At 66.7% G+C, this 19831-nt stretch carries 23 protein-coding genes; 5 read left to right on the top strand and 18 right to left on the bottom strand.

All coding sequences use genetic code 11. The features are described 5' to 3' along the window. Nucleotides 1–27 precede the first annotated feature (27 nt). Together ASE61_RS10495 and ASE61_RS10490 are read left to right on the top strand one after the other, a co-directional pair. Entirely contained in the window at nt 28–552 is a 525-nt protein-coding gene (locus ASE61_RS10495; RefSeq protein WP_061966831.1) for a DedA family protein, read from the top strand. A gap of 209 nt (nt 553–761) precedes the next feature. Further along, nucleotides 762–1130, top strand: a complete 369-nt coding sequence (locus ASE61_RS10490) for a ComEA family DNA-binding protein (RefSeq protein ID WP_061966830.1) — start codon at nt 762–764, stop codon at nt 1128–1130. A gap of 221 nt (nt 1131–1351) precedes the next feature. On the opposite strand, the gene ASE61_RS10485 is transcribed toward ASE61_RS10490, so the two are convergent. The 3 genes from ASE61_RS10485 to ASE61_RS10475 form a co-directional block, all read right to left on the bottom strand. Further along, the gene (locus ASE61_RS10485; protein ID WP_061966829.1) at nt 1352–1582 is read right to left on the bottom strand and encodes a hypothetical protein; all 231 of its coding nucleotides are present in this window, start codon (nt 1580–1582) and stop codon (nt 1352–1354) included. 242 nt (nt 1583–1824) lie between these two features. Beyond that, complete coding sequence (gene ilvC / locus ASE61_RS10480; RefSeq protein ID WP_061966828.1) at nt 1825–2844, bottom strand: ketol-acid reductoisomerase; 1020 nt, start codon at nt 2842–2844, stop codon at nt 1825–1827. Nucleotides 2845–2858: 14 nt separating this feature from the next. Beyond that, on the bottom strand, nt 2859–3524 hold the full coding sequence (locus tag ASE61_RS10475) for a TetR/AcrR family transcriptional regulator C-terminal domain-containing protein (RefSeq protein WP_061966827.1): 666 nt from the start codon (nt 3522–3524) through the stop codon (nt 2859–2861). 143 nt (nt 3525–3667) lie between these two features. On the opposite strand from ASE61_RS10475, the gene ASE61_RS10470 reads away from it, so the two are divergent. Next, nucleotides 3668–4213 carry a DUF924 family protein gene (locus ASE61_RS10470; RefSeq protein WP_061966826.1) on the top strand — a complete coding sequence of 182 codons (546 nt, stop codon included), beginning with the start codon at nt 3668–3670 and terminating at the stop codon, nt 4211–4213. Between the two features lie 3 nt (nt 4214–4216). Here the strand turns inward: ASE61_RS10470 and ASE61_RS10465 are convergent, their stop codons facing one another. The 6 genes from ASE61_RS10465 to ASE61_RS10440 all read right to left on the bottom strand — a co-directional run bounded on the left by ASE61_RS10465 (nt 4217) and on the right by ASE61_RS10440 (nt 9564). Next, on the bottom strand, nt 4217–4432 hold the full coding sequence (locus tag ASE61_RS10465) for a hypothetical protein (protein WP_061966825.1): 216 nt from the start codon (nt 4430–4432) through the stop codon (nt 4217–4219). Then, nucleotides 4429–5682, bottom strand: a complete 1254-nt coding sequence (locus ASE61_RS10460; RefSeq protein ID WP_061967255.1) for an FAD-dependent oxidoreductase — start codon at nt 5680–5682, stop codon at nt 4429–4431. The genes ASE61_RS10465 and ASE61_RS10460 overlap by 4 nt, the downstream gene beginning before the upstream one ends. A 16-nt stretch (nt 5683–5698) precedes the next feature. Further along, nucleotides 5699–6241: an acetolactate synthase small subunit gene (gene ilvN, locus ASE61_RS10455; protein ID WP_061966824.1), complete on the bottom strand. Its 543-nt coding sequence runs from the start codon at nt 6239–6241 to the stop codon at nt 5699–5701. A gap of 50 nt (nt 6242–6291) precedes the next feature. After that, entirely contained in the window at nt 6292–6969 is a 678-nt protein-coding gene (locus ASE61_RS10450; protein ID WP_061966823.1) for a glutathione S-transferase family protein, read from the bottom strand. Further along, nucleotides 6966–7676: an aspartate/glutamate racemase family protein gene (locus tag ASE61_RS10445; protein ID WP_061966822.1), complete on the bottom strand. Its 711-nt coding sequence runs from the start codon at nt 7674–7676 to the stop codon at nt 6966–6968. Before ASE61_RS10445 ends, ASE61_RS10450 begins: the two co-directional genes overlap by 4 nt. Nucleotides 7677–7800: 124 nt before the next feature. Further along, nucleotides 7801–9564, bottom strand: coding sequence for an acetolactate synthase 3 large subunit (locus ASE61_RS10440; protein ID WP_061966821.1), 1764 nt, complete (start codon nt 9562–9564; stop codon nt 7801–7803). A 327-nt stretch (nt 9565–9891) separates the two neighbouring features. Between ASE61_RS10440 and ASE61_RS10435 the strand changes: the two genes are divergently transcribed. Beyond that, nucleotides 9892–11355 (top strand): sensor domain-containing diguanylate cyclase, encoded by a 1464-nt coding sequence (locus tag ASE61_RS10435; RefSeq protein ID WP_061966820.1) that lies wholly within the window; start codon nt 9892–9894, stop codon nt 11353–11355. A gap of 3 nt (nt 11356–11358) precedes the next feature. Here ASE61_RS10435 and miaA read toward each other — a convergent pair whose 3' ends face one another. After that, complete coding sequence (gene miaA, locus ASE61_RS10430) at nt 11359–12285, bottom strand: tRNA (adenosine(37)-N6)-dimethylallyltransferase MiaA (RefSeq protein WP_061966819.1); 927 nt, start codon at nt 12283–12285, stop codon at nt 11359–11361. A 12-nt stretch (nt 12286–12297) separates the two neighbouring features. Here miaA and serB point away from each other — a divergent pair, with 12 nt between their 5' ends. Beyond that, a complete protein-coding gene (gene serB, locus ASE61_RS10425) occupies nt 12298–13185 on the top strand; it encodes a phosphoserine phosphatase SerB (protein WP_061966818.1) in 888 nt (295 codons plus the stop codon). Between the two features lie 148 nt (nt 13186–13333). On the opposite strand, the gene ASE61_RS10420 is transcribed toward serB, so the two are convergent. The 8 genes from ASE61_RS10420 to ASE61_RS10385 form a co-directional block, all read right to left on the bottom strand. Continuing rightward, nucleotides 13334–13675: a DHCW motif cupin fold protein gene (locus ASE61_RS10420; protein WP_061966817.1), complete on the bottom strand. Its 342-nt coding sequence runs from the start codon at nt 13673–13675 to the stop codon at nt 13334–13336. A gap of 147 nt (nt 13676–13822) precedes the next feature. Continuing rightward, nucleotides 13823–15340: a DegQ family serine endoprotease gene (locus tag ASE61_RS10415; RefSeq protein WP_091856473.1), complete on the bottom strand. Its 1518-nt coding sequence runs from the start codon at nt 15338–15340 to the stop codon at nt 13823–13825. Between the two features lie 161 nt (nt 15341–15501). Then, the gene (locus tag ASE61_RS10410; protein WP_061966816.1) at nt 15502–15693 is read right to left on the bottom strand and encodes a DUF2065 domain-containing protein; all 192 of its coding nucleotides are present in this window, start codon (nt 15691–15693) and stop codon (nt 15502–15504) included. 18 nt (nt 15694–15711) lie between these two features. Beyond that, complete coding sequence (gene hflC / locus ASE61_RS10405) at nt 15712–16647, bottom strand: protease modulator HflC (RefSeq protein ID WP_061966815.1); 936 nt, start codon at nt 16645–16647, stop codon at nt 15712–15714. Continuing rightward, the gene (hflK, locus tag ASE61_RS10400) at nt 16644–17807 is read right to left on the bottom strand and encodes an FtsH protease activity modulator HflK (RefSeq protein ID WP_061966814.1); all 1164 of its coding nucleotides are present in this window, start codon (nt 17805–17807) and stop codon (nt 16644–16646) included. The genes hflC and hflK overlap by 4 nt, the downstream gene beginning before the upstream one ends. A gap of 154 nt (nt 17808–17961) precedes the next feature. Continuing rightward, the gene (locus ASE61_RS10395) at nt 17962–18477 is read right to left on the bottom strand and encodes a dihydrofolate reductase (protein ID WP_061966813.1); all 516 of its coding nucleotides are present in this window, start codon (nt 18475–18477) and stop codon (nt 17962–17964) included. 3 nt (nt 18478–18480) lie between these two features. Then, a complete protein-coding gene (locus tag ASE61_RS10390) occupies nt 18481–18963 on the bottom strand; it encodes a GNAT family N-acetyltransferase (protein WP_061966812.1) in 483 nt (160 codons plus the stop codon). Then, nucleotides 18960–19754: a thymidylate synthase gene (locus tag ASE61_RS10385; RefSeq protein WP_061966811.1), complete on the bottom strand. Its 795-nt coding sequence runs from the start codon at nt 19752–19754 to the stop codon at nt 18960–18962. The genes ASE61_RS10390 and ASE61_RS10385 overlap by 4 nt, the downstream gene beginning before the upstream one ends. Nucleotides 19755–19831: the final 77 nt, after the last annotated feature.

The following is a 19831-nucleotide window of genomic DNA, read 5'->3' as shown; positions in this document are numbered from 1 at the left end:
GACCCCGCAGGAGCCGAGCCGAACGCCATGGCCGAACTTGAGCAAGCCATGAAGGCGCTCGTCGACTTCATGCAGGCCCATCAGCAATGGGCCGTCCCGATCGTCTTCGCCGTCGCCTTTGCCGAATGCGTCGCGATTCTGTCCTGGCTGGTGCCGGCCACGGTGTTCTTTACCACCTTCGGTGCCGTCGCAGGCGCCTCCGGTCTCAATCTCGTGCCGTTGGCGCTGGCAGCCTCGCTCGGCGCGGGCAGCGGTTTCTGGGTGTCCTACCGGGCCGGGCTCCTGCTCGGACCGCGCGTCCATGACTACTGGCCGTTCAGGAAGAACCCGCAACTGCTCGATCGTGGCCATGCCTTCTTCGAGAAATGGGGCATCGCCAGCATCCTGATCGGCCATTTCTTCGGGCCGTTGCGCGCCGTGATCGCTATCGTCGCCGGCATCGTCGCGATGCCGTCCTGGCAGTTCCAGCTCGCCAACTGGCTGGCCTCCTTCGCCTGGGGTTTCGGCCTGCTCTACGGCGTCGGGCGCCTCAGCGAATTCCTGGCCCGCTGAGGCCGCCGGAAACCTGACTGCCCGGTGAACGCGCCATTCGGCGACCGTTCAAGCCGAAAGGCGCTTCTTCACGTCGTCGCATCGCGGCACGCCACCGTGGCGAGCCCGGCGCGACACGCTGAACGGCCTCGTGCCGCCAGCGTCGTCCGGCGGAGGGACCCGGCCCCCGGCGGATGCGATGATCCGGGCCGACCCGCGAGGTCCCAGTCATGACGATGTCCCGCTTCCTGATCCCCCTCGTCGCGCTTGCCGCCATGGGCGGCCAGGCCTTCGCCCAGACCGCGACGCCAGCGACCCCCGCCAAGCCCGCTGCGCCTGTCACCGCGCCGGCCGCGCCTGCGATGAAGCCCGCGGCCCCGGCTGCTGCCCAGCCCGCAGCGACCCAGGCCAAGAAGATCAACATCAACACTGCGACCGCTGCCGAGCTCGACACGCTCAAGGGCATCGGCGAGGCCCGTTCCAAGAAGATCATCGAGGAGCGCGGCAAGGCGAAGTTCAAGGATTTCGCCGATCTGGTGAAGCGCGGCACTCTGCCCGCCAATGTCGAGGCCGAGATCAAGGACAAGATCACCTTTTGATCGGCCCCCAGATGCAAAAAGGCCTCCGGCGCCAGGCGCCGGAGGCTTCATCATTTCGGGTCTCTCGAAGCGGTGGGTCAGGCGAGACCGAGGATCACCGCCAGCATCATCGCGAGCGACAGCGCCATCACGACGCGGATCGCCACGGGCGTTTCAAGAATGCGTAAGAGTTCCATCACTGCCTCCCCTGCATCGGGCAAACACGAACGGTTTCGCAAAACTCAGTAGACCAGCTTCTCCACGGCGAACCACGCGATCGTCACGAGCACGAGCCCACCAACCAGCACCATCAGGACCGGGCGGCCGAGAAAGCCCTGCCGCGCCTCGATCGGTGTCTCCACAGCCGGGTCCGCATCGCTGTGATCGTCGGCGCGCATCGGCGGAATCGGATCGCCGCCGCGGGCCTTGTCCAGATCCTCGACCGGCACTCTGGGTCGGGTATCGACCGTCATGACCGTCTCCTTGAGGTCTCGCAGGCCCGATGGGCCATGCACCGCAAGGAAAACGCTCCAGCACCGGTACGGTTCCTGCCAGCGCTTCAAAGAAAGCGGGCGGCGGCCTCCCGGCCACCGCCCGCAAACAGAAAGTCGTTTGATATCAGTTGACTGCAAGGCGGTCCGGAATCAGATTCGGAGCTCCTTGAATCAATCTTGGAAGCCCGCACCGACGATCGTCGGCGCGGGCGGCCACCAGCTCAGTTCTTGGTCTTGTCGACCAGGGCCTTGGCCTTGATCCAGGGCATCATGTCGCGGAGCTTGGCGCCGACTTCCTCGATCGGATGGGCGGCGTAGCGGGCGCGGGTCGCCTTGAACGAGGTCTGGTTGACCTTGTTCTCGAGCATCCAGTCGCGGGTGAACTTGCCCGACTGGATGTCAGTCAGGACGCGCTTCATCTCGGCCTTGGTCTCGGCCGTGATGATCCGCGGGCCGGTGACGTACTCGCCGTACTCGGCGGTGTTCGAGATCGAGTAGTTCATGTTGGCGATGCCGCCTTCGTAGATCAGGTCCACGATCAGCTTCACCTCGTGGAGGCACTCGAAATAGGCCATCTCGGGGGCGTAGCCGGCCTCGGTCAGAGTCTCGTAGCCGGCCTTGATCAGCTCGACCAGGCCGCCGCAGAGCACGACCTGCTCGCCGAAGAGGTCGGTCTCGCACTCTTCCTTGAAGGTGGTCTCGATGATGCCGGCGCGACCGCCGCCATTCGCCGAGGCATAGGACAGGCCGAGATCATGGGCGTTGCCGGTCGCGTCCTGGTGGATCGCGATCAGGGTCGGCACGCCGCCGCCACGCTGATACTCGGAGCGGACGGTGTGGCCGGGGCCCTTCGGGGCGACCATCAGCACGTCGAGGTCCTTGCGCGGCTCGATCAGGTTGAAATGCACGTTGAGGCCGTGCGCGAACAGGAGGGCGGCGCCTTCCTTCATGTTGGCATGCAGCTCGTCGCGATAGATGTCGCCCTGCAGCTCGTCCGGGGTCAGCATCATCATGATGTCCGAGACCTTGGCGGCCTCCGACGGGGTCATGACCTTGAAGCCGGCCTCTTCGGCCTTCTTGCGCGTGGCCGAGCCGGCCTTGAGCGCGATGATGATCTCCTTGACGCCGGAATCGCGCAGGTTGAGCGCGTGCGCATGGCCCTGCGAGCCGTAGCCCACGATGCAGACCTTCTTGCCCTTGATCAGGTTGATATCGGCATCACGATCGTAATAAACGCGCATGGGTGTCTCCTTTGTCACGCGTTGGACTTGTCCCGGCCCGAGGCATGCCGCCCCGCGCCGTAGAGGGTGAGAAACTGTTCGGTCGCCCGCTCGGCATCAGCGGCGATCTCGGCCCGGCTCAGCGTCAGCGTATCGCCGAGCAGGAGCCGGATCTGGACGTCGCGGCCGGCGAGACCGAAGAAGGTACGGAAGGCGGTTTCGGTATCGTCGAAGGCGAGCAGACCCGCCTCGCGCCCGGCATCCAGTACGGGCTTGAGGCGCTCGCCGATGGCAAAGCGGCCGTTGGCCAGCACGATCGAGCCGAGATTCCCGTCGCGCGAAGCCGCCTGGCTGATGCCGATGCGATTGAGCGCGATCGAGGTCGGCGAGGCGATGACCTCCAGCCAGTTCGCGGCGAAACCCTTCAGGCTCTCGCGCAGCGCGCCGGCATCGAACGTCTGGCGCTCGTAATTGCCCGCCCGGACCTTCGAGGCCTGCCATTGCACGGTGGCGGTCAGGAGGCCGTCGCGGTCGCCGAACCACTTGTAGAGGGTTTCCTTGGAGCAGCTCGCCCGGCGCGCCACAGCCGTCATGGTGAGGCCGCTGCCCTTCTCGACCATCAGGCTCAGCACGGCATCGAGCACGGCTTGCTGGCGCGCCGTCAGCGCCTCGCCTTGCGTCTCTGCGGCAGTTCGCGTCATGGGGCGGGAACGATCCAGTACCGTACGTTACGGTTCAGGCATCTATCGCAGGGACGGGCAGCCCGCAAGCGTTATTCACGACTGGCGCATGACCGAAGAAGAATTATCTCTCGATCACCTGAGTTCGAGGAACGGAGCCACTCATGACCCTGCCCAGCGCCAATACCGTCGTCAGCTTCTGGCGCGAGGCCGGCCCCGAGAAATGGTTTCTGAAGAACGACGGCTTCGACGCCGAGATCACCAGGCGCTTCCTGCCCGCCCATGAAGCCGCCGCCGCAGGCAAGCTCGCCGATTGGGAGGAAACGGCCGAAGGCGTCTATGCTCTGCTGATCCTGCTCGACCAGTTCCCGCGCAACATGTTCCGCGGCAGCCCGCGTGCCTTCGCCACCGATGCGCAAGCGGTTGAAGTCGCGGAGCGCGCGATCGCCCGCGGCTTCGACGAGGCCTATCAGCCGCCGGAGAAGCGCTTCTTCTACATGCCCTTCATGCATTCCGAAGGACTGGAAGATCAGGAGCGCTGCATCGCGCTCTGCGCCGCCGCCGATGATGCCGATGGCGTGAAATATGCCGAGATCCACCGCGACATCATCCGCGATTTCGGCCGTTTCCCGCATCGCAACCCCGTGCTCGGCCGCGAGACCACGGCGCAGGAGCGCGTGTTCCTCGACGAAGGCGGTTTCAGCGGCTGAGGCTCAGCCGGCCTGCTGGCTGGCGATGCGCTGCAGGAAGATCGCCGCGATCGTCAGCAGGAAACCGGTCCACCAGAGCGGCGAGCGCAGGCTCTTGCCGCTGCCGAGCGGCTCAGCCTGCCCCTTGCCGGAGAGGCGCATCATGATCGGCCAGGCGAAGCAGCCGAAGCCGGCGATGCCGAGGAGAAGTGCGATCTGTTCGAGGCTCGGTGTCGTCATGCCCTTACGCTCGCCAGAGTGGGATTTGTCGGGAAAGCCGGCCCCAGCTTCAGGGCCCGCAGGGGATCGCCATACAGCCCCGCGACGAGCAGGGCCAGTTGCCTGTCGATCCCCGGCAGGCGCGCCAGCGGCGGCACGAGCCGGTCGCGGAGCAGCGGCAGCAGGACGCTGTCCGACTGGTAGAACGGCGTGAACAGGCGGCTCGCAGCCTGATAGAGCCGGACATGGAAACGCCGCAGCCGCGCATAACGCTCGAGCGCCCCGGCGATATCCGCAGCCTCGTTCACGGCGTTCGCAAGCGCATAGGCATCGAGCAAACCCATATTGGCGCCCTGTCCAAGCTGCGGGCTGGTCGAATGGGCGGAATCGCCGATGAAGGCGAGGCCATGCCCGGCTGGGACCGGCAAGGTATGATGCCGGTAGGACGCCAGCAGCAATTGCTCGGATGACGTGATGCTCTCCAGCATCGGTGCCGTCTGCGGCCAGTGCCGGAGCACATCGGCCTTCCAGGCATCGAGACCGCGCACCTGCCACTGCGCGTGCTCGGCAGGCTTCAGGCTCCAGAAGAAGGAGGCGAGCAATGTCTCGTCGTCGGGCCGCCGGCCGATCGGCAGCACACCGACCATCACGCTGGCGCGGCGATAGCGCTGCTCCAGCGCATGCGGATCGAACCCTTCCGCCAGCGGCGCATTGGCCCAGACCGCGCCATAGGCCAGCGGCCGCTGCCGCACCGGCCGCAAGGCCCGGCCGATCAGGGGCGAACGCGCACCCAGCGCGTCGATGGCAAGATCGAACGGCCCGAGCCTTCGGCCATTCTCCAGAATGAGCGAGGCCCGCCCGCCGCTGCCATTCTCGACGTCGACAATCTCGCAGCCGGTCTCGACCGCGATGCCGCGTGCCATCACCGCGGCAAACAGCGCCTCGAACAGGCTGCCGCGATGGATGCCGAGGCCGAAGGCGTCAGGGCCGAGCGCCGCATAGCGCACGTCGAGCACGACAGAGCCTGTAGCCGCGCCCAATCCATAGAGCCGGTCGAGCCTGCTGCCGCGTGCGATCAGCGCCTCGGCAAGGTCGAGCTCGCGCAGCACGGCAAGTCCGGTCGGCTGGAGGATGAGGCCGGAGCCGAGCGGCTGCGGCGTCGCGAAGCGCTCGACAAGCGTCACCCGATGCCCGGCGCGCTCCAGCAGGAGCGCAGCCGCAAGCCCTGCCGGCCCGCAGCCGGCCACTGCGATCTCGTAGCGGCGCGTCACCGGCAAGAGCCGGTGGTCACATCGAGTCCGGGCCGCGGCTCATCGCGGCGATGCCGGTGCGCGAGACCTCGGTCAACCCCACCGCGGTCATCGTCTTGATGAAGCGTTCGATCTCCTCGGTCGCGCCGGTCAGTTCGAAGACGAAGGAGGTCAGCGAGGCATCGAGCACGCGCGCGCCGAAGGCCGAAGCGAGGCGCATCGCCTCGACACGGTGATCGCCCTTGCCGACGACCTTGATCAGCGCCAGCTCGCGCTCGATCGCTTCGCCCTGCTCGGTCAGGTCGACGACGCGATGCACCGGCACCAGCCGGTCGAGATGCGCCTTGATCTGGTCGATGACATTGGCCGTGCCCGAGGTCACCACCGTGATGCGCGAGAGATGCTTCTCATGCTCGGTCTCGGAGACGGTGAGGCTTTCGATATTGTAGCCACGGCCCGAGAACAGCCCGGCGATGCGGGCAAGAACACCCGGTTCGTTGTCGACGATGACCGCCAGGGTGTGGCGCGCGGTCGGCTGTGCCTTGGGAGCATTCGGGTAGTGGGTGGCGGGCTTCGACATGACGGACCTGTGAGGCAGTTGGAGCGAATGAAATCGAAGAAAGATCGGGCTCAGCGGAGATTGACGAGGGCGGGTTCGTCGACCTCGTCCTGCGCTACGATCCAGGGCTCGGCCAGCGCAGCGGCAAGCCATTCGCGATAGGCGGGCAGCGCGAGCACGGCCTGCATGTAATCCCGCGAGACCGGATCGACGGCGATCCCGTAGGTATCGAGCCTTGTGACGACCGGCGCATACATCGCATCCGCCGCCGAGAAGGCTCCGTAGAGGAAAGGCCCGCCGGCGCCGAAGCGCTCGCGCGCCTGCCGCCACAGGCCGGTCAGCCTCTCGACATCGCGGGCGACGCCGGGGCCGCGGTCGCGCGCCGCGAAACGCTTGCCGAGATTCATCGGGCAGGCGCCGCGCAAAGCCGTGAAGCCCGCATGCATCTCGCTGGAGATCGCGCGCGCATGGGCACGGGCTGCCTTGTCGCGCGGCCAGATGCCGGCCTGCGGCTGCGTGTCATGCAGATATTCGCAGATCGCCAGCGTCTCCCAGACCGCGATCTCGCCATCGATCAGAGTCGGCACGGTGCCGCCGCTGCCGGGCGCGGCCGCGAAGATCGCCTCCTTGAAGCCGGGCTCGTCGAGCAGCACGAGCTGCTCGGTGAAGGCGATGCCGGTCACCCGCATCAGGAGCCAGGCCCTGAGCGACCAGGACGAATAGCATTTGTTGCCGATCAGAAGCTTCATGCCGCGGCAACCTCCCATTCGTCGACGAAATCCAGCGCCGCCGCGACATGCAAGGCCGTCGTGTCGAACACCGGGACGGCAACATCCCCCTGCGAGAGCAGGAGCCCGATCTCGGTGCAGCCGAGGATGACGCCGTCGGCGCCCTCCTCCCTGGCCGCGCGCGCGACGATGGCGCGATAGCGCTCGCGCGAGGACGCTTCGATCCGCCCTCGGCAAAGCTCCTCATAGATGATCCGATGAACCTCATCCCGCTCCTGGGGCTGCGGCACTAGCGCCTCGACGCCGAAGGCCTTCAGCCGGTCGCGATAGAAGCCCTGCTCCATGGTGAAACGGGTCGCCAGCAAGAGCGGTCGGCGCGCGGGCGAAGCCAGCACAGCCCGCGCCGTGACATCGGCGAGGTGCAGGAAGGGCAGCTTGGTCGCGGCGATGATCTGGTCCGCGACCTTGTGCATCGTGTTGGTGCAGAGCACGAGGCAGGAGGCCCCGCCCTGTTCCAGGCGGCGCGCGCTCGCAGCCAGCGCCGCGCCAGCCGCCGCCCAGTCGCCCTTCGCCTGCATCTCCGCGATGGGAGCGAAATCGACCGAATGCATGAGCACGTCGGCCGAATGCAGCCCGCCCGAACGGGCGCGCACGCCCTCGTTGAGGAGCCGGTAATAGACCGCGGTCGATTCCCAGCTCATCCCGCCGATCAGACCGATGGTAGCCATGGTGTTCCTCACCTTGCTCTGTCGTCATTGCGAGGAGCGTCAGCGACGAAGCAATCCAGGGGGACCTAGAGCGCTGCCGTCCCTGGATTGCTTCGCTACGCTCGCAATGACGGGAAGGTCCCGATCAGACGAGCTGCTTGCCCTTGGCGTCGATGATCTCGCCGGTATCACCCTCGAAATCAGGCAGGATCATCTCGTTATGGGCCTTGCCCGACGGGATCATCGGGAAGCAGTTCTCTTCCTTGGCGACGAGGCAGTCGAAGATCACCGGGCCGGGCGTCTCGATCATCTCCATGATCGCGTCGTCGAGCTTGGCCGGGTCGGAGCAGCGGATGCCGTGGCCGCCATAGGCCTCCGCCAGCTTCACGAAGTCCGGCAGGGACTGCGAATAGCTCTCGGAATAGCGCCCGCCATGCAGCAGTTCCTGCCACTGGCGCACCATGCCCATGTACTCGTTGTTGAGGATGAAGATCTTCACCGGCAGCCGGTACTGCACCGCCGTCGACATCTCCTGCATGTTCATCAGGATCGAGGCCTCGCCGGCGACGTCGATGACGAGAGCCTCGGGATGCTTCATCTGCACGCCGATGGCCGCCGGCAGGCCGTAGCCCATCGTGCCGAGGCCGCCCGAGGTCATCCAGCGGTTCGGCTCCTGGAAGTGCAGGTACTGCGCCGCCCACATCTGGTGCTGGCCGACCTCGGTCGTGATGTAGGTGTCGCGATCCTTGGTCAGCTCGTAGAGGCGCTCCAGCGCATATTGCGGCTTGATGATCGTGTCCGAACGCTTGTAGGCGAGGCTCTTGCGGCCGCGCCAGCCCTCGATCTGCGTCCACCAGGCGGCGAGCGCGGTCTTGTCGGCCTGTGCGCCGGTCTCGCGCCAGATCCGGACCATGTCCTCGAGCACATGGGCGCAATCGCCGACGATGCCGATATCGACCTTGACCGTCTTGTTGATCGAGGACGGGTCGATGTCGATATGGATCTTCTTCGAGCGCGGCGAGAAGCCGTCGATGCGCCCGGTGATGCGGTCGTCGAAGCGCGCGCCGATATTGATCATGACGTCGCAGTCATGCATCGCGAGGTTCGCTTCGTAGGTGCCGTGCATGCCGAGCATGCCGAGCCACTGCTTGTCGGCCGCCGGGAAGGCGCCCAGCCCCATCAGCGTCGAGGTGACCGGGAAACCGGTCAGCCGCGCCAGCTCGCGCAGCAGCGCCGAGGCGTGGGGGCCGGCATTGATCACGCCGCCACCGGTATAGAAGACCGGCCGCTTGGCGCCGGCGATCAGCTCGACCGCGGCCTTGATCTTGTTCAGGTCGCCCTTGACCACCGGGCGGTAGGTCTTGTGCTGGTTGTCGCGCGGGCGGCTATAGGTGCCGGACGCGAACTGGATGTCCTTGGGGATGTCGATCACGACCGGGCCCGGGCGGCCGTTGGCGGCGACGTAGAACGCCTCGTGCAGGATGCGCGGCAGGTCGTGGATGCTCTTCACCAGGTAGTTGTGCTTGGTGCAGGAGCGGGTGATGCCGACCGTGTCGCATTCCTGGAAGGCGTCGGAGCCGATCAGATGCGTCGGGACCTGGCCGGTGATGACGACGAGCGGGATCGAGTCGAGCAGCGCGTCGGTCAGGCCGGTGACGGCGTTGGTCGCGCCAGGGCCGGAGGTGACGAGCACGCAGCCGACCTTGCCCGGGCCGGAGCGGGCATAGCCCTCGGCGGCGTGAACCGCACCCTGCTCGTGGCGGACGAGCACGTGCTTGACCTTGTCCTGCTGGAAGATGGCGTCGTAGATCGGAAGTACGGCGCCGCCCGGATAACCGAACAGGTGCTCGACACCTTGATCCTGAAGCGCGCGGACGACCATCTCGGCGCCGGTCATCATCTCGCTCATTACGCTCTCCTGCGGCTGGTCTTCTGGTCTGTCTGGAATGCGGGCAATAAAAAAGGCCCTCGGAGGGGCCTGGGCGTGCGCTGGCGTTGGGGACGCCCGGTTCGAAAACCGGCCCCTACCAGCGCACCTCTACGAGAATAAGCTTGCGCATCGCGCTCGTGATCCTTGACGAAAGTTGCCGAACGCTAGCGGAGCACGCGCGGCCGGTCAAGCATCAACAACATGGTTACCGACCGGTCTGCGCCACACCGGAAAATCCGCTGCCGTGGCAGAACGATTTTTCAATGCGTTCCCCCTTAGCGTCTGCGCGCTCGAACCGGGACGGATATGTATTACGAAGTCCACACCGAGAATATCGCGGCGCGCGGACACGCGCCGGAGATCGCGCAGATCCTGCGCCGCTTCGCGCTTCATCGCCGCGACGGCTCGGCCGTGATCTATGAAGAACTCGCACCCGCGTTGCTCCCGGATTTCGGTGAGGACCTGATGATCCTCGAGCCGACCGACGACGGCGACTATCGCTGGCTGCATTTCGGGCGCGAGATCATCCGCTATTCCGGCGCCAGCCGTCTCGGGCAGCGTCTCTCGGGGATGCGCGAGCAGGTCGCCCGCTTCTCGGCCGACAGCTTCGACCAGGCCCTGGCCGAGGACCGGCCGCTCTACACCGTGCATCGCTCGACCGAGACGGTGCGCGTCGCCCTGTGGGAGCGCCTCGTCCTGCCGACGGTCACGCATGACGGGCGCCGCTTCGTCGTCGCCTTCAGCCGGCCGTTGCAGTTTCGCGAGGATCTGCTCAATGCCGTGCTTGAAAGCTCGCCCAGCGGCATCGTCGCCCTGCGCGCCATCCGCGACGCGGCCGGCCAGATCGAGCAAGCCGTCGTCGTCACGGCCAACCGGCGTGCCGCCGAATTGAGCGGACGCCCCGAAACCGACCTGCTCGATACCGACGGCCGCGAGAGCCTGACCTTCCTGTCCGACCTTTCGGTCTGGCGCCGCTGCCTCTGCGCCATCGACCTGCAGCGCGCCGACACCCTGGAAACCTTCTTCACGCATGACGGCACGACGACCTGGCTCAGGGTCGCGATCGCCCCCCTGGGCGACGGGTTGCTGCTGACGCTGACCGATATCACCGACCTCACCGTCGCCAACCAGACCTTGCAGATGCGCGCCGCCACGCTGGCGCTCGAGATCGGCCGCGAACGGGCCACCCGCCGCGCCCTTTCCGAGGAGATCTGCCTGCGCGAGGAGCGTGAGGAAGAGCTCCGCCGCCTCGCCGAGACCGATCCGCTGACTGCGCTGCTCAACCGCCGCTCCTTCACCGACAAGGCGAATGCCGCCATCGCGGCGAGCGAGGCGGATGGCACCGCTCTGGCGATGATCATCGTCGATCTCGACCATTTCAAGCAGGTCAACGATACCTATGGCCACCCGGCCGGCGATGCCGTGATCCGCGCCTGCGCCGACCTCCTGCTCGGCCAGTACCGCAGCGAGCACAATCTGGTCGGCCGTTTCGGTGGCGAGGAGTTCGGCATCCTCCTGCAGGGCTGCGACCTGGCTTCCGCCACAGCGAGTGCCCGTCAGATCCAGGACGCCCTGCTCAGCCGTGCGATGCCGGTCTCCGAAACCCTGGCGCTCAAGGTGACGGCGAGCCTTGGCATCGCGGCCCGCCACCCCGGCGAAGCGCTGGCATCGCTGACGGCCCGTGCCGACCAGGCGCTCTATCGCGCCAAGAACGAGGGCCGCAACCGCCTCGGCCTCGCCGACCCGCTTCCTGTCGCCGAAGCGGCCTGACCTTCAGCAGCCGAGGCGCCGGACGGCCGCCTCCAGCGCAGCTGCTGGCGCAACCGCCTCCCAGCCTTCCATCTGGTGGCGGAACCACGTCACCTGCCTTTTGGCATAGGCACGCGTGTCGGCCTGGCCGCGCCGGATCGCCTCGTCCAAGGTGATCTCGCCATCAAGATGGGCGATCAGGCCGGGCACGCCATGGGCACGCATGATCGGCAGCAGCGGGTCGAGCCCGCGCTGCTTCAAGCGCATGACCTCGTCGAGTGCCCCCTCGCCCATCATCACCTCGAAACGCCGGTCGATCCGCTCCTTCACTGCCTCGCGGTCGGGATGCACGAACAGTCGCAGCATCGGCACGCCGCCCAGCGGCCCCGGTTCGCGCTCGCCGTGGAAGCTCGCCAGCGAACGCCCCGTAGCGCGAAAAACCTCCAGCGCCCGCATGATCCGCATCCGGTCGCTCGGGCGCAACCGCTCCGCCATGGCGGAGTCGCAGACCGCAAGCTCGGCATGGAGCGCGGCCGTCTCGCGCCCTTCGGCATCGGCACGGAAGGCAGCCCGGACATCCTCAGGCACGGGCGGCATCACCGAGAAGCCTTCTGTCACGGCCTTGAAGTAGAGCCCGGTACCGCCGACCAGAATCGGCAACGAGCCATTCGCGCGCAGCTCTTCGAGCAGCGTGGCGACATCGGCGGCATAACGCATCGCCGAATAGTTCACCGCGCCATCGACATGGCCGTAGAGGCGATGCGGCACCATCGCCTCCTCCGCCGCGCTCGGCCGGGCCGAGAGAACGCGCAGATCGGCATAGACCTGCATGGAATCGGCGTTGACGACGGTGCCGCCGGTGCGGCGCGCGATCTCGATCGCCAGCGCCGACTTGCCGCTCGCGGTCGGACCTGCGATGAGCACCGCGCCGAACTGCCCTTCCGTCTTCACCCGGTTCCTCACATGCTCGTCGCCACACTCGTATCCGCCCACGCCCAGGCGCTCGTCGACGACGCCCTGCTCGCCCGCCTCACCCGTTCCGTCCCCGGCATCAGCCGCACGGCCGTGCTCGATGGCGCGGTCGCTGCCGACCTCTTCGCGGAAGCCGCCGACGCGCGCAAGCTCGAAGCCGATATCCGCACGGCGCTGGAGGGCGCCGCGATCGACGTCATCGTCCAGCCGGCAGCGACGCGCCGCAAGGCGCTGTTCCTCGCCGACATGGATTCGACCATGATCGGCCAGGAATGCATCGACGAGCTCGCTGCTTTCGTGGGACTCAAGGAGCATGTCTCAGCGATCACCGAACGCGCCATGCGCGGCGAGATCGATTTCGAGCCGGCTTTGCGCGAACGTGTCGCCCTGCTCAAGGGCGTGCCGCTTTCCGTCGTCGGCGAGATCATCCGCGACCGCATCACGTTGACGCCGGGCGGGCGGGCTCTCGTCCAGACGATGCGGGCGAATGGCGGCTACACGGCCCTCGTCTCGGGCGGCTTCACCGTCTTCACCGGGCCGATCGGCCAGACCATCGGCTTCGACGAACATCGCTCCAACACGCTGCTTGCCGATGACGGCATCCTCAACGGCGAGGTCGCCGATCCGATCCTCGGCAAGCAGGCCAAGCTCGATGCGCTCGTCGAATTGCGCGCTCGCTTCAAGCTCGCACCCGAGCAGACAATGGCCGTCGGCGACGGCGCCAACGACCTCGCCATGCTGGGCGAAGCGGGACTGGGTGCGGCCTTCCGTGCCAAGCCGGCGGTGGCCGCCGCAGCCGATGCCCGGCTCGACCATGCCGATCTCACCGCGCTGCTCTATGCCCAGGGTTATACGGGCAGCGAGATCGTCCGGGGCTGACCTTACGTTCAAAACCGCGGGTCATCCCGGACGGAGCGAAGCGAAGATCCGGGATCCATTCCGGAACCTTTATCGGAAGCGTTCCGGAATGGATCCCGGGTCTCCCTGCGGTCGCCCGGGATGACCCGCGTTTCTGGATAAGGCTTGCTCAATCGACGATGAAGAGCTTCGCGCCGGTCTTGGTCGCGGAGCGATGCGCCTCGGCATTGTCCGCAACCTGATAGCTCATCCCGGCCCGGAGCGGCTGCACGCGCCCGTCGGCGAGCGTAGTCTCCATCTCGCCTTCGAGGCACAGGATGATGTGCCCCTTCGAGCACCAGTGATCGGCGACATAGCCCGGCGAATACTCGACCATCCGCACCCGGATGCGATTGTCCTCGGGGCCGAAATACTGGACGCGCCAGGTCGCCTCGCCGCTGTCGCCGGCATGGCGTTCGATGGGAACCGTCGACCAGTCGGTGGTGACGAAGGGGATGTCGCTGATCTTCATCTCGGTCTCTCCAGGCGCCGTCGCCAAGCTCTACCCGCGTTCGGCCGGTCTGCGCCAGCGCACGCACCTCGCCGCCGGTCTGCGGACAGGGCATGAAAAAGGGCGGCCCAATGGACCGCCCTTCACATTCTGCCGGTGCAACCGGTCTCAGTTCATCGACACCGCGACGAAGCGGACCTCGCCCTGGCCGTTCGAGACGAGCAGGAGAGCGGATTTCTTGCCCTCCTTCTTCAGCGCATCGAGCCGCTTGGTCACGTCCTGCGGCGCATTGACCGGCTCCTGGCCGACCTCGACGATCAGCTCGCCGACGAGGATGCGCTTGTCGGCAGCATTCGAGTTGGCGTCCACCTTGGTGATGACCACGCCCTTGACGCCGTCCTTGATCGTGTAACGCTTCCTGAGCTCGTCGGTCTGCGGCGAGAATTCGAGGCCGAGTGCGGTCGTCACGGACGGCTTGGCCGGCTCCGCCGCCGGCTTGTTCGCCGAGGCCGACTGGACCTTCTCGCCATCCTCGAGACGACCGAGCTTGACGGTCTTGGTCTCTTCCTTGCCCTTGCGGATGATCGCGATCGGCACGTCCTTGCCGACCGGCGTCGCCGCGACGATGCGCGGCAGATCGCGCGAATCCTTCACGTCCTTGCCGTCGAACTTGACGATCACGTCGCCGGTTTCGAGGCCGGCCGGCTTGGCCGGGCCCTTCTCGTCGACGCCGGCGACGAGCGCGCCGCGCGCCGTGCCGAGGCCCAGCGCCTCGGCAGTGGCGTCATCGACCGTCTGGATACGCACGCCGAGCCAGCCGCGCCGGGTCTCGCCGAACTCCTTGAGCTGGTCGACGACATTGGTCGCCAGCGTCGAGGGCACCGCGAAACCGATGCCGACCGAGCCGCCCGTCGGCGACAGGATCGCCGTGTTGATGCCGATGACCTCGCCGGCCATGTTGAACAGCGGGCCACCCGAGTTGCCCTTGTTGATGGCCGCGTCGGTCTGGATATAGGTGTCATAGGGGCCCTGGCTGATGTCGCGGTTGCGCGCCGATACGATGCCGGAGGAGACCGAGCCGCCCAAGCCGAACGGGTTGCCGATCGCCATCACGGGATCGCCGATCCGCATCTTGTCGGAATCGCCGAACTTCACTGCCGGCAGCGGCTTGTCGTGCTTCACGCGCAGCACCGCGAGGTCGACCTTGGTGTCCTTGCCGATAACCTCGGCCTTGAGCCTGAGGCCGTCGTTGAAGATCACCGTGATCTCGTTGGCGTCGCCGATGACGTGGTTGTTGGTGACCACGATGCCAGACGGATCGATGACGAAGCCCGAGCCGGCCGATTGCGAACGGCGCTGCTGCGGTGCCTGACGCTCGCCCTGCTGGTTGCGGCGGTTGAAGAATTCCTCGAACAGGTCGCCGAAGGGCGTATCGGGGCCGAGCTGCGGCAACTGCGGCAGGTTGCGGCCCTTCTGGTCGTTGGTGGTGACGGCGGCGATGTTGACCACCGCCGGCATGACCTTGTCGACGAGATCGGCAAGCGAGGTCTGCCCCTGCAGGAGCGGCGTGTTGGCCTGCGCATGCCCCGGCGCCAGCACCGGCGAAGCCAGCAGCGCGAGGCCGGCGACGCCGGCAGCGAGAGCGATGCGGACAGGCCGGGCTGCGGAAAGGGTGTTCGATGCCATAGGGGTCCTCATGTCGGAAAGATACGGGCCGATCGATGCAGGCAGGCGCGCCCGGACCATGCGAGGCAGACGGGCGCGCCCGTTGATTGAACTCCGAAATGCGGCGGAAGGGCGACGCACGATCATGTCATCGAACACGATCCTGTGCCTGCCCCCCCTTTCTACCAGATGCCGCGCGCGACCCAGACCAGGATCACGCCCAGCACCGCCGAGCCGATGCCGATGAGCCGCATCCGGTCCGGCGGGGTTTCCGCCGCGCTGCGCAGGGCATCCTTCGCCAGATGCGGGATCGCGGCGAAGAGAATGCCCTCGATAGCGAAGACCAGGCCGAGCGCCGCGACGAAATCAAGCATCCGCGTCGCTCGCCATGATCAGGGCCGGGCAGGCGCAGGCTGGGCAGGCGCCGCCGGAGCGGTAACCTGGCCGTCCTGACGCTGCGCGTTCGGGCCGTTGAAGAAACGGAAGAACGGCGAATCCGGCGTCAGCACCATCCGCGTATCCCCCGGCTTGATGCTGGCTTCATAGGCCTGCATCGAGCGGTAGAAGGCGAAGAATTCAGGGTCCTTGCCGAAGGCTTCGGCGAAGACCTTGTTGCGCTCCGCCTCGCCCGCGCCGCGGATTTCGTCGGAGTGCTGCTGCGCCTCCGCCACGATCACGGTCGAGTCCCTATCGGCCCGGGCCTTGATCTCCTGCGACTGCTGGCCGCCAAGCGCGCGTGCTTCCGCCGCCTCGCGCTGGCGCTCCGTCTGCATGCGCTGGAACACCGCCGCCGAGTTGGCCGCCGGCAGATCGACGCGCCGCAGCCGGACATCCACCACGGTCATGCCGAAGCGCGCGGCCTCGCGGTTCACGTCGTCGCGGATGCGGTTCATCAGCCGCGTCCGGTCCGTGCGGACCATCGCCGTGAAGGTGGCCTCCGCCAGCACCGAGCGAACGTTGCCGTTCACGATCGAGGCAAGCTGCGAGTTCGCCCGCGGGATATTGTTGACCGCCTGGTAGAAGCGCAGCGGATCGGAGATCCGGTAGCGGGTGAAGGCATCGACGACGAGACGCTTCTGGTCCGAGGCGATGATTTCCTGGGCCGGGAGGTCGAGATCGAGGATGCGGTTATCAAGCAGGGTGACCTGCTCGAACGGAGCCGGCAGCTTGAAATACAGCCCCGGCGCCGTGACGACGCTGCGGATCGCGCCGAGGCGCAGGACGAGGGCCGACTGCGTCTGCGAGACCACGAAGGTCGACGCGTAGAGCACGATGGCGACGACGACGACGGCGAAGAAGAGCACGCCGCGCAACACGGGGGAGTTCATCGCAGAGCCCCTCCCTGCTGCTGGCCCGGAGCCGGGCGCCGTTGCTGGAGCTGGTCGAGCGGCAGATAGGGCACGACGCCCTGCCCGTTGCCCGTCGAGTCGAGGATGATCTTGTCGGTCCCGCCCATCACGCGTTCCATCGTCTCCAGGAAGAGACGCTCGCGCGTCACGGCCGGAGCGTTCTTGTATTGCTCGTAGACCGCGTTGAAGCGGCTCGCCTGACCGCGTGCCTCGGCGACGGTCTGCTCCTTGAAGGCTTCAGCCGCCTGCGTCAGCTGCGCGGCACGGCCGCGTGCCTCGGGTACGACGCGGTTGGCATAGGTCTGCGCCTCGTTGCGCAGGCGTTCCTGGTCGGCACGCGCCGCCTGGACGTCGCGGAAGGCGTCGATGACCTGCTGCGGCGGGTCGACCTTCTGGAGCTGGACGAGGCTGATCCGCACGCCGGCATTATAGCCGTTGAGCGTGTCCTGCATCAGCTGGCGCACCTCGGTCTCGATCGCGCCGCGATCGGTCGTCAGCACCGGCTGGATGTTGCGCCGGCCGATGATCTCGCGCATCGCGCTCTCGGCCACGGCCTTCACCGTGCCGGACGGGTCCTGGATGTTGAAGACGTAGTTCTCGGGCGCGGCCGGGTCGATCTGCCACTGCACGATGAAATCGATGTCGACGATGTTCTCGTCGCCGGTGAGCATCAGGCTTTCTTCGGTGACGTCGGTCTGGCGCGAAGTCCGGATCGATTCGACCGTCCGGAAGCCGACCTCGGTGGTGATGACGTTCGTCACCTGCGGCTTGATCACGCTGCCGATCGGATAGGGCCAGTTCCAGTTCGGGCCTTCGCCGGTCTTGCCGGCGAAGCGGCCGAACACGACGTTGAGGCCGACCTCGTTGGGCCGCACGAAATAGATGCCGGAGCCGAGCCAGATCAGGATCAGCGCCAGGATGCCGAGAAGCAGGCCGCGCCCGCCAATATTGCCGCCGGGAACCAGGTTCTTCAGCCGGTCCTGGCTGCGCCGCAGGATTTCCTCGAGATCGGGCGGGTTGCCGTTGCCCCCACCGCCGCCTGAACCGCCGCCCCAGGGACCGCCGCCACCACTACCTCCGCGCTGACCCCAGGGACCTCCCCCGCCGCTGCCACCGCCGCTCTGATTGCTCCAAGGCATTCTCGAGCCGTTCCCTTTCGTTCTGTCGAGGCCAAGCCATAAGCAAATGACGGCCGCTTGTCAGCGCCTTCGGCCGAAGGCGCTGGGCTGACTTGGTCATGGGCCATGGATTCGTCAACGGCGCAAGCCATTCATCGTGAATGGAAAGCGGCGATCAGCTGCGTCGGCGCCAGGTGACGAAGGTATAGGGGTGCTCGTTCTCGGCGTCGGCCGGGTGGTGGTCGTTGGCACCGGCCTCGAAGGCGTCGTGCTCCCAGTCGGGGAAGAGTGCGTCGCCTGATGGCTTCGCATGCACGAGAGTCAACTCCAGCCGGTCGGCCAGCGGCAGGGCCTGGCGATAGACCTCGGCGCCACCGGCGATCACGACGGAATCCGCGCCGCTGGCCGCAGCCAGCCGCTGCCCGATCTCCAGCCCTTCGTCGAGCGAACGCGCGACGCTCACCCCCTCCGCCGAAAAGCCGGCATCCCGGCTCAGCACGACGATTTCGCGCCCCGGCAAGGGCTTGCCGATCGACAGGAAGGTCTTGCGCCCCATCAGCACCGGCCGTCCCAGCGTCAGGCTGCGAAAGTGCTTGAGGTCGGTCTTCAACCGCCAGATCAGCCGGTTGTCGTCACCGATCACATTGTTGTCGGCGACGGCCGCGATCAAAACGATCGGACGTTTCTCCATGGTTCAAACCTCCGCGCCCAATCGCGCGAGCGCCTCGCCCTCCAGCCGCTTCACGGTCCACTCGTCCTGCGCCGTGGCGCCGAGCGCCCGATAGAAAACGCGCGAGGGCTCGTTCCAGTTCAGCACCCACCAGGCCAGGCGCGGCAGTTTCTCCGCGACACAGCGCCGCGCAAGCCCGGCGATCAGCGCCTTGCCGATGCCGCGCCCGCGCTGGTCCGGCCGGACGAAGAGGTCTTCCAGCCAGATCCCGTGCCGGCCGCTGAAGGTCGAATAGGTGTAGAACCAGACGGCGAAGCCAACCGCCTGACCATCCCATTCGGCGATGTCGCAAAACGCCTTCGGGTCCGGCCCGAACAGCGCGGCCTCGATCTCGGCCTCGGTCGCGACGACCTCATGCAGCAGCTTCTCGTATTCGGCGAGCTCGCGGATGAAGCCGAGCACGAGCCCGGCCTCGCCGGGACGGGCGGAGCGGATGGTGAGGGTCATACTGCGATCGGAGCCTTGATGCCGGGATGCGGGTCGTAATCGGTGATCGTGACGTCCGCGAACTGGAAATCCTCCAGCCGCGTCACCGCCGGGTTGAGTGTGAGCTTCGGCAACGCGCGGGGCTCGCGCGAAAGCTGCAACCGGGTCTGGTCGAGATGGTTCACATAGAGATGGGTGTCGCCGAAGGAATGCACGAAATCACCGACGCCCAGGCCCGTCACCTGCGCCACCATATGGGTCAGCAGCGCATAGCTCGCGATATTGAAGGGCACCCCGAGGAAGACGTCGGCCGAGCGCTGATAAAGCTGGCAGGAGAGCTTGCCGTTGGCGACGAAGAACTGGAACAGGCAATGGCACGGCGCCAGCGCCATCTTCGGGATATCGGCCGGGTTCCAGGCCGAGACGATCAGCCGGCGCGAATCGGGATTGCGGCGGATCTCGCTCACCAGCCAGGCGATCTGGTCGATCACCTGCCCGTCGGGCGCCGCCCAGCTCCGCCACTGCCGGCCATAGACCGGGCCGAGATCGCCGTTCGCATCGGCCCATTCGTCCCAGATCGTGACGCCGTTCTCCTGCAGGTAGCGCACATTGGTGTCGCCGCGCAGGAACCAGATCAGCTCGTGGATGATCGATTTCAGGTGCAGCTTCTTGGTCGTGACCAGCGGAAACCCCTCCGACAGGTCGAAGCGCATCTGGTGGCCGAAGACGGCCAGCGTGCCGGTGCTGGTGCGGTCGTCCTTGCGGACGCCCTCGGTCAGGACGCGTTGGAGCAGGTCGTGATACTGGCGCATGGCGACTCTCTGGAAGGCGCGCGACTATAGCGGCTGACGCATCGCTTGGCCCTGTCCGGCAGGCAGGCATCCCCAGC

The sequence above is a fragment of the Allobosea sp. Root670 genome (genome assembly GCF_001429415.1).
GTDB lineage: Bacteria > Pseudomonadota > Alphaproteobacteria > Rhizobiales > Beijerinckiaceae > Allobosea > Allobosea robiniae.
This window is presented reverse-complemented; position numbering and strand designations above follow the sequence as displayed.

Coding starts and splice junctions, on each gene's coding strand:
- ASE61_RS10470 (WP_061966826.1), top strand. CDS start 3,668: ATGACCCTGCCCAGCGCCAATACCGTCGTCAGCTTCTGGCGCGAGGCC.
- ASE61_RS10475 (WP_061966827.1), bottom strand. CDS start 3,524: ATGACGCGAACTGCCGCAGAGACGCAAGGCGAGGCGCTGACGGCGCGC.
- serB (WP_061966818.1), top strand. CDS start 12,298: ATGCTCGTCGCCACACTCGTATCCGCCCACGCCCAGGCGCTCGTCGAC.
- ASE61_RS10450 (WP_061966823.1), bottom strand. CDS start 6,969: ATGAAGCTTCTGATCGGCAACAAATGCTATTCGTCCTGGTCGCTCAGG.
- ASE61_RS10435 (WP_061966820.1), top strand. CDS start 9,892: ATGTATTACGAAGTCCACACCGAGAATATCGCGGCGCGCGGACACGCG.
- ASE61_RS10420 (WP_061966817.1), bottom strand. CDS start 13,675: ATGAAGATCAGCGACATCCCCTTCGTCACCACCGACTGGTCGACGGTT.
- ASE61_RS10465 (WP_061966825.1), bottom strand. CDS start 4,432: ATGACGACACCGAGCCTCGAACAGATCGCACTTCTCCTCGGCATCGCC.
- ASE61_RS10440 (WP_061966821.1), bottom strand. CDS start 9,564: ATGAGCGAGATGATGACCGGCGCCGAGATGGTCGTCCGCGCGCTTCAG.
- ASE61_RS10410 (WP_061966816.1), bottom strand. CDS start 15,693: ATGCTTGATTTCGTCGCGGCGCTCGGCCTGGTCTTCGCTATCGAGGGC.
- ASE61_RS10385 (WP_061966811.1), bottom strand. CDS start 19,754: ATGCGCCAGTATCACGACCTGCTCCAACGCGTCCTGACCGAGGGCGTC.
- ASE61_RS10390 (WP_061966812.1), bottom strand. CDS start 18,963: ATGACCCTCACCATCCGCTCCGCCCGTCCCGGCGAGGCCGGGCTCGTG.
- ilvC (WP_061966828.1), bottom strand. CDS start 2,844: ATGCGCGTTTATTACGATCGTGATGCCGATATCAACCTGATCAAGGGC.
- ASE61_RS10495 (WP_061966831.1), top strand. CDS start 28: ATGGCCGAACTTGAGCAAGCCATGAAGGCGCTCGTCGACTTCATGCAG.
- ilvN (WP_061966824.1), bottom strand. CDS start 6,241: ATGTCGAAGCCCGCCACCCACTACCCGAATGCTCCCAAGGCACAGCCG.
- ASE61_RS10415 (WP_091856473.1), bottom strand. CDS start 15,340: ATGGCATCGAACACCCTTTCCGCAGCCCGGCCTGTCCGCATCGCTCTC.
- ASE61_RS10490 (WP_061966830.1), top strand. CDS start 762: ATGACGATGTCCCGCTTCCTGATCCCCCTCGTCGCGCTTGCCGCCATG.
- hflC (WP_061966815.1), bottom strand. CDS start 16,647: ATGAACTCCCCCGTGTTGCGCGGCGTGCTCTTCTTCGCCGTCGTCGTC.
- ASE61_RS10485 (WP_061966829.1), bottom strand. CDS start 1,582: ATGACGGTCGATACCCGACCCAGAGTGCCGGTCGAGGATCTGGACAAG.
- ASE61_RS10395 (WP_061966813.1), bottom strand. CDS start 18,477: ATGGAGAAACGTCCGATCGTTTTGATCGCGGCCGTCGCCGACAACAAT.
- ASE61_RS10445 (WP_061966822.1), bottom strand. CDS start 7,676: ATGGCTACCATCGGTCTGATCGGCGGGATGAGCTGGGAATCGACCGCG.
- hflK (WP_061966814.1), bottom strand. CDS start 17,807: ATGCCTTGGAGCAATCAGAGCGGCGGTGGCAGCGGCGGGGGAGGTCCC.